At 57.9% G+C, this 8230-nt stretch carries 6 protein-coding genes; 2 read left to right on the plus strand and 4 right to left on the minus strand.

Annotated elements, in window-relative coordinates:
* Positions 1-149: sodium/glutamate symporter (locus AC33YF_RS11815; RefSeq protein WP_491777412.1), on the minus strand; the 149-nt coding region annotated here is incomplete at its 3' end.
* Between the two features lie 312 nt (positions 150-461).
* Here AC33YF_RS11815 and AC33YF_RS11820 point away from each other — a divergent pair.
* Positions 462-2066: an alpha/beta hydrolase gene (locus AC33YF_RS11820; protein ID WP_491777407.1), complete on the plus strand. Its 1605-nt coding sequence runs from the start codon at positions 462-464 to the stop codon at positions 2064-2066.
* A gap of 13 nt (positions 2067-2079) precedes the next feature.
* Here the strand turns inward: AC33YF_RS11820 and AC33YF_RS11825 are convergent, their stop codons facing one another.
* The 3 genes from AC33YF_RS11825 to AC33YF_RS11835 form a co-directional block, all read right to left on the minus strand.
* Positions 2080-2973: a patatin-like phospholipase family protein gene (locus tag AC33YF_RS11825; RefSeq protein WP_491777408.1), complete on the minus strand. Its 894-nt coding sequence runs from the start codon at positions 2971-2973 to the stop codon at positions 2080-2082.
* Positions 2974-3197: 224 nt separating this feature from the next.
* Positions 3198-3758 carry an HdeD family acid-resistance protein gene (locus tag AC33YF_RS11830; RefSeq protein WP_491777409.1) on the minus strand — a complete coding sequence of 187 codons (561 nt, stop codon included), beginning with the start codon at positions 3756-3758 and terminating at the stop codon, positions 3198-3200.
* Positions 3759-4234: 476 nt separating this feature from the next.
* On the minus strand, positions 4235-6022 hold the full coding sequence (locus AC33YF_RS11835) for an adenylate/guanylate cyclase domain-containing protein (RefSeq protein ID WP_491777410.1): 1788 nt from the start codon (positions 6020-6022) through the stop codon (positions 4235-4237).
* A gap of 443 nt (positions 6023-6465) precedes the next feature.
* Here AC33YF_RS11835 and AC33YF_RS11840 point away from each other — a divergent pair, with 443 nt between their 5' ends.
* A complete protein-coding gene (locus AC33YF_RS11840; protein ID WP_491777411.1) occupies positions 6466-8226 on the plus strand; it encodes an adenylate/guanylate cyclase domain-containing protein in 1761 nt (586 codons plus the stop codon).
* Positions 8227-8230 lie beyond the last annotated feature (4 nt).

Consider the following 8230-nt stretch of genomic DNA (forward strand, 5'->3'; position numbering starts at 1 on the left):
ATGCCTCCGGAGACCGGTTCAGGGATGTTGTAGTTGCGGAGGAAGGCCACATTGCGCGTCAAAAACGCCCCGAGAAAGAAGACAACGAAGCCGATTGTGATGGTTAGAAAATCCGGGATCTCAAATATCTGTCGCTCGGTGCCATCCATCGCGTGGGCTTTCCTCCCAAGGCTCGTCGGCAATCGCTTGAAGACACGCGGTCGGCCAACGAACTAGTGCCAGCATGTTAGAGACGATCGGCAAAAGATTTTAAGCAACAGCTCAGTTCCTTCGTCGCGCTGGTCGCTGCAACGCGTTCAGCTACCGAAAGGTTGCCTAGTTTGGAGTATCGAGGTTTTTTTACCGGCAGGACCGTTCGTCGAAAGTGCTCGCAAATCGAGGATACAATGATGGGGTATGCAGAAGGGTATAGCAGGCGATCGCTACCCACCGCTAGTTACTTGCCACGAACCGCGTTGTGCTTGCTTATCGCCGCGGCCTTCTTTGCTGCCTCCCTCACCCCCTCTCTCATGCCTCGAGGCCCGGTCGTCCAAGGCGCTCTTGCGGGTAGTGTCGCAATCATCGGCTATGGGATCGGCCATTTGCTGCGCTGGCTCTGGCTGTTCCTGGACATTCCGCAGCCGTTCAAGGCATGGCACTCGAGATTCCAGCTGGCGGCCTGCGGATTGGCGCTCTTGATTGTGCTGGCGTCCTTGTGGAAATCCGCGGATTGGCAGAATGCGACGCGAACCGCGATGGATTTGCCGCCGGTCCCGACGGCCCAACCACTGACGATCATCTCCGTCGCAGTCCTTGTCTTCGCAGCGATCTGGTTATTGGCGCTCGCGTTTCAATTCGTTCTCAATTTCGCACGCCGCAGGCTCGATCCGCTCCTTCCTCGTCGTGTCAGCGCGTTTTTGGGCTTTTGCCTCGCGGCCTGGCTCTTCTGGGCGATCGGCGATGGTCTTCTGGTCCGAAACGGCTTGGCGCTCGCCAACTCCGCTTTCAGGGCGGCGGACGCCTTCATCGAGCCGACGCTCGCGCCGCCTTCTGATCCGATGGCGACCGGCAGCGCCGCCTCGTTGGTCTCCTGGAAGCATCTTGGCAAATGGGGGCGCGACTACGTCAGCCGCACACCGTCCCGCGATGAGATCGCCGCCTTTGCCGGCCCGTCAGCGATGAAGCCCATCCGCGTCTACGTCGGCTTGCGCGCCGCGTCGACGCCCGAGGAACGTGCGACGGTCGCGCTCGAGGAGCTGAAACGTGCCGGCGGCTTCGAGCGCTCGGCACTCGTCGTCATGGTGCCGGTGGGAACGGGCTGGATGGACCCTGGCGGGCAGGACACGATGGAGTTCATGCTCGGCGGCGATGTCGCGACCGTGGCCGTCCAGTATTCCTATCTCAAGGGCGCACTTTCAGTGCTGACCGATACCGAGGTCGGAGAAGAACAATCCCGCCTCTTGTTCAAGGCCGTCTACGACCATTGGACAAAGCTTCCGAAAGACAAGCGACCGAAACTCTATGTCCATGGCCTCAGCCAGGGCGCTCAGATTTCGCAAAGCACCATTCCGTTTTTCGATCTTCTCGCCGACCCCATCCACGGCGCCCTTTGGGCTGGCTCCCCCTTCTTCAGTCCGGTCTGGCGGCAGGTCCGCAACGGGCGTCAACCGGGGAGCCCGGCGTGGCTGCCGAAGTACGGCAACGGATCGCTCATACGGTCGACAAATCAGAGAATAAACGCTGATCAGTTCGACGCCCCATGGGGCCCGATACGGATCGTCTTCCTGAACTATGGCAGCGATCCGATCGTGGCCTTCTCCTATGCCGCCGCGTACCGGCAACCGGACTGGATGAACGAGCCACGCGCGTTCGACGTCCCGCCGGAGCTACGATGGGTTCCAATCGTCACGATGCTCCAAGTCGCCCTCGACACCGCATTTTCGCTGAGCATTCCGGGCTACGGCCACTATTACATTGCGGAAGATTACATCGATGCATGGGCCGAAGTGCTCGATCCCCCAGCTTGGGACGCCGCGCGAAGCGCGGAACTGAAAGAGCTGTTCAAGCACCGGGCGCCCGCCTTTTGAAGCCAATCGCTCCCTACTTCGGGCTAGCTGGCCCCGCCTTCGAGTTCAGCAATCGATCGAGACCCCGTTTGACGACCTCCTTGGCCGGTTCGGCGGCGGCCAGGATCTCTTTGGTCTTGTAGAAATCCATGCTGTCGAAATCCTGGACATCCGGCGTGATCAGGAGATCGGGCCGCATGTGAACAAGCTTGTTTTGGGCGATCGTGTGGAGCGCGATCTGCGTGGCACCGGTCAGCATCTCGATGGCATTGGGGAGCGAAGGGCCCGGTCGGACCTGGTGACCGGTGAGGTCGACAGCCACGGTGTAGCTCGCGACACCTTCAATGACGTCCGATGGGGTCGGGTTGACGAAACCACCATCTATCAGAAGGCGCCCAGAATGCTCGACAGGCGACAGCAGTCCGGGCAGCGCCGAGGATGCCCCGATCGCGGGCAGGAGGCGACCGCTTTCGAATATGATTTGGGATTGATCGAAAAAATCCGTTGCTACTACTTTCAAGGGAAGTTCCAGGTCCTCGAAGAGATCGGGCACTTGGGCCGGCAAGATCAGCTTAAACAGGTGGTCCGCCTTGATCAGGGCCGATGTGGAGAACTGAAAGATAGACGCCCAGGAGCCCGAGGGTGCCGCGAACAAGCGGCGGAGCAGCTCGCTTCGCTTCTCGAATAGTTCGACAACGAACTGGCGCAGTTCTCTGCCCGGCAGGCCACTTGCATAGCAAGCGCCCATGATCGAGCCGATCGACGTGCCGGCAATGACGGAGGGTTTTATACCAAGTTCGTCGAACGCCTCCAGGATTGGTATATGCGCTATCCCGCGCGCGGCACCGCCACCGAGCGCCAAAGCGATAGAGACGCTGCCGGCCTCGCCGCCTCGTTTGCTGGGCTTGGCCGCTTGGGCTCGTGCCATCTGAGTACCCGCAATACTGGCGGCGCTCGCCATGCCGAAACATAGAAGGTCTCTTCGGCGCACCATCCGATTCATCCCTGTCAAGTGAACCCTTGGCTGCCGCGTCCCTCCACGTCGATAGCGGGCCCACTCTACCGAACCCCTACCTTAACCGGCCGGCACCGATTAGCTCCGTGCAAACAGCGCCACCGTGCGGCGGACAGAAATTCGGCGTCTCTAAGCTGTCACGCCTTCTTGCCCGCCGCCAGCGCGAGGAAGAAATACGCCCAGCCAGATGAGATCATGTTGATCCCCACCAGCAGGCCAATCGCCCATGTGGCTGAACTCGGGAGTTGTGCGAAGATCAGCACACCGACCGCCAGCGAAACCAGTCCCGAAAACAGCAGCCAGAACCAGCCTTCGTGCTCGCGTAGGCCCAGTGCCATGGCGATCTCGAAGATGCCTTCGATCATGAACATCACGGCCAGGAACACGGTCAGCGTGATGATGCCCGTCAGCGGAAAGAAAGCGAGCCAGATCCCAGCAATGAGATACAGCGCGCCAATGAGAACATCCCAAAGGAAGGCACTCCAACGCTGCGTCGAGAAGGCGTGGATGATCTGAGCGATGCCACCGATCAGGAAGACCCAGCCGAACACCATCTTAGCTGCAATCGTTGTCGCGAACGGGAACGCAATCGCCGCGATCCCAAGAATAATCAATACGACGCCTAGGATCATAAACCAGGTGCGGTTCTCCGCGACTGCTGCTTCGATTGTCTCGACGTTGGGGGACTGGTTCGACATTTGAGCTCCAGATTTCCTGCGTGGCTGCTGCTTACCTCGGAGAGGCTCTCACGACCTTGCCAAAACGGTGTGACAGCGAATTCGCATCGTAACCCGAAGCGCACCGCCAGCCGACTTTGCATAGGTTGCCACAACTTTATGTGCGCTCTGGAAGAGTGTCTACGAGGGTCCACTTCCGGAGAGGTTCATTTTTGCCGATCTCAGCGCGCCGAAAATGGCCGTAGCACCGCAGATAGCGGATATAGTCGATAGCCCTGGCTAGCTAGTCGACGCTCCACCTGCCGATGACTGCTTCTGGGATAAAGCGACCATCGACGAAATCGACGCTATGCAGAGAAAGCGGTCGGCGGTCGCTCGGCGCCCCTTGCCCGAACCTGGTCGAGGCTTGTGACAGCAGTGCATCTGAAAGCGGACATCGGAAATCTGACGCGAAGAACCAGGATCGATCGACTTGACGGCAACACTTTGATTGCAAGTCATTGGGGAAGACCAGCCTTGCGCAGCCCGTCAATGAATCGCGCGCGGTCGTCGTGGTGCACGTATATGCTCTGCTCTTCCGCAGAAGACAGGTTGAACCCGGGAGTCAGTCCGAGTACGTCGACGAGGGCCCTCTCTGCACGTTCCTGCTCGCCCGCCAGTGCGCAGCTTGCAGCGAGGAATCTATGTGGAACCGCATGGCCTGGTCGCAGCGATGCGGCTGACGCAGCAAAGTCGGCCGCTTTCGCATACTCGCCCTTCTGAAAATGCGCGAAGGCATAGAACAGTTCGAACTCATCACGCAGAAAATCGCGCGGGCTCAGTCGCACGGCCCGATCGAGTGCTGCAATTGCAGCCTCGCCAGCTCCAGAACTCGCTAGCGCGACACCGAGAAAACTGTAGCCATAGGCAAAGTTTGGGTTGAGCTCGATCGCTTTGCGTGCTGCGACAACGGCCTCATCGCCATTCCTTGTGGCCATACACACCATTATGCGTGCAACATAGACCCACGGTTCGCCAACGTCTGATTGCCGCGCCTTTGCGACGCTGTCCTCAGCGGTTGCGATCGCCCCACTCATAGGATCCCAGCCTTGAAAGGCTCGCCAGATCGTCAACCACGCTTTGTGTGCAAGCGCGCGGGCATAACTCTGATCGATCTCAATGGCGCGATTTAGCAGATTAATCGCCGCTTGACTGTCAATTTCGGTGTACCGGCTCAGGCGATCCATGGCCTGCATGACCAAATCCCAGGCGTCAAGACTGCCTGGTATCTGGCGTTGCGAACGGATAATCTCCGCCACTTGGAGCCGCGGTTCAATTTCACCGACGATGGTCTCGGTGATCTCGTCCTGTATCTCGAAGATATCAGCGAGCTCTCTATCGTAGCGTTCCGCCCAGACGTGGTTGCCGGTAGCGCCTTCGATCAGCTGTGCGGTCACTCGCACCCGATTTCCAGCCTTGCGCACGCTGCCCTCAACCACGTAGCGGACCCCGAGTTCGCGCGCTATAGATTTCACGTCTACAGCTTGGCCCTTGAATGTGAATGTCGAGTTTCGGGCAATGACAAAGAACCCGCTTAAGCGTGACAGTGACGTGATGATGTCTTCGGCGATACCGTCAGCGAAATACTCTTGCTCAGGATCGCCGGACATATTGGTGAAGGGTAGTACAGCGATAGAGGGCTTATCCGGCAGCGTTAGAATTGCAGGGACCACGTCCGACGCATAAGGTGCTGCCTGAGGAGCGGCGCTCGCGATTTCGGGGGAACCGACCTTTAGCGCATAAACTCGGACTGGCTCGGCAATGTTCTTAAGTTGGGTTTCCCCAAGATCACTGACGGCGAAGTCGAGCCTCGCCCTTACCTGACGATAAGCGTCTTCGGATAGACAAATGGTGCCCGGCTCAGCGACGCCCTCTAGCCGACAGGCGACGTTGATACCTTCGCCCATGAGGTCGCCGTCGCTCTCCTCGACGACATCTCCTATATGAATGCCGACACGGAACTCGATGCGGTGCTCCGGTAGCAGACCTGCGTTCCGTTCGACCATCGCGTCTTGAATTTCGATGGCGCAGCGTACCGCGTCAACCACGCTGCGGAACTCGATGATCGAACCGTCGCCGGTACGCTTCACCACATGCCCATTGTGCACAGAGATAGTGGGGTCGATTAGGTCGCTGCGCAGCGCGCGCAGTCGTGCAAGCGTCCGATCTTCGTCGGCATGAGTAAGCCGGGTAAACCCGGCTACGTCAGCCGCCAGGATCGCAGCAAGCTTCCTCTTCTGGCTCATCTTTTTTTGCGCCCATCGACAATGCCACAGCATATCACGAATCCGGGCCTTGCAAGACGTTTTCTGCGGCACGGACCGCGGTCTGACGACTGGATCGCGGGGCCTGCGGTCGAAGCACCTTCAACTCCAGACCTCCGCGAACGGTCAGATCATCTCGTCGAGCCTCGATCTGGAAAGGGCTGCTTTTGGGATGTTGCCGCCATCCAAGAAATCGACGCTAAGCAAAGAAACTCGCCACCGGCGGTCAGCAGAACATTTCGAGATCTGTCACGTTCTCAGAGTTGAGTGGAGATCCGAAAGCGGACGTGGGTCGATGACGCGCTCAGAACCCTTGCCACGCCAGCAAAGATCAATGAGCGCTCCATACATCAGAAAAAATCCAGTTCTGAGATTGTCATAGAAATACGGTTCCAGCCACCTCATCGCTCCGCTATGTTCCAACCATGACTAAGGGCACACGGCGTAGGTTAGCAGCAATTGTAGCGGCGGATGTCGTCGGTTACTCACGCCTCATGGCTCAGGATGAAGAAGGAACGCTGGCAGCTGTCAAAGTGGTGCACCAAGAGCTCTTCGACCCGCATTTCGATCAACACGGAGGACGCGTCGTTAAGACCACGGGGGATGGGCTGCTAGCTGAGTTTCCCAGTGTTTTGGATGCAGTACGATGCTGCGTCGGTGTTCAGGAAGGACTAGCCAAGCGAGCGGCGTCGGCGCCAGAGAACAAACGGCTGGAGTTTCGCATCGGCATAAACTTGGGTGACATTATCATTGATGGCGATGACATCTACGGTGATGGTGTCAACGTTGCCGCCCGCTTAGAGGCTTTGGCCGAGCCAGGGGGCATTTGCGTCTCCGATGATGTGATGCGGCAGATACGGGGGAAGCTCGACTTTCCTTTTGCAGACGACGGCGATCACACCCTCAAGAACATCCCGGAACCAGTTCATGTCTGGAGATGGTCTCTTCGGACATCAACGCAACCTCCGATTGTTGATGTCTCCGAACCGATCCCAGGTTTCGATGGTCGACCGGCAATAGCAGTACTCGCATTCGATAATCTCAGTAAGGATCCCGAGCAGGAATTCCTTTGTGATGGCATTGCCGAAGACATCCTGACTAGGCTAGCCATGCGGCGTTGGCTCCCGGTAATAGCCCGTAACTCTAGCTTCACGTACAAAGGAACGGCTGTAGGCGTGAAGGTCATTGGCCAAGAGCTAGGTGCCAGATATGTTCTGGAAGGCAGCGTGCGAAAGGCTGGAAGCCGTGTTCGAGTAACCGGCCAGCTGATCGATACAGAGAGCGGCCATCATGTCTGGGCCCAACGTTACGATCGCGATATCGATGATATCTTTGGGGTTCAGGATGAAATCACGGATGCCATCACATCCTCGCTAGAGCCGGCAGTTGGGCGTGCTGAGATGCAGCGGGCCCAACGCAAGGATCCGCAGAATCTTGACGCCTGGGAATATCACCAGCGAGGCATGTGGCACCTCAATAAAGTCACCGAGCCAGACCTAGAACAGGCCTTTCACTTTTTCCGTCAGTCAATCGCTGCAGATCCTACCTTTGCGTCACCTCATGCCGGCATATGTCTGCTAGGGTTTCTATTACAATCGTTGGGGTACACATCACCATGGGCTCCGAGCCGCAAGGAAATTATTGAAGCAGGCAGCCGGGCAACGCGACTGGATGAGATGGACCATTTCGCTCATGCAGGGCGCGGATTTGCGGCGATGGCAGCTGAAGATCTAGATGCAGCCTTGGCATCGGCTCAACGATCTCTCGAACTCAATCCGAGTTTCACCTTGGGTTATCATTGCTTACATGCAGCAACGTTTTTCCTTGGAGACTATGAGGTGTCCATCGACGCCGTCAGGCAAGCGGCTCGCATAAGTCCAAATGACCCTTGGCTGTTCTATTTTTTGACCGGAGTCTCTGCGTGCCATTACATGCTGCATCAGTACGAAGAAGCAATCGATGCAGGACGGATCGCTGTTGAGCGGTATCCAATGTACGCGAATGCCTTGCGATGGTACGCGCTATCGCTTGCCCAGGCAGGTCGCCAAGATGAGGCCGGCCAGATGATTCAGCGCTGGCGCGACATCACTAACTCTAGCGTAGAGAAAGCGCATAACGCGTACCCGATCCGCGATCCCGTTCATCTCGAGCATTATAGAGACGGGTTACGTAAGGCTGGCCTTTAGATGA

Source organism: Methyloceanibacter sp., assembly GCF_058506495.1.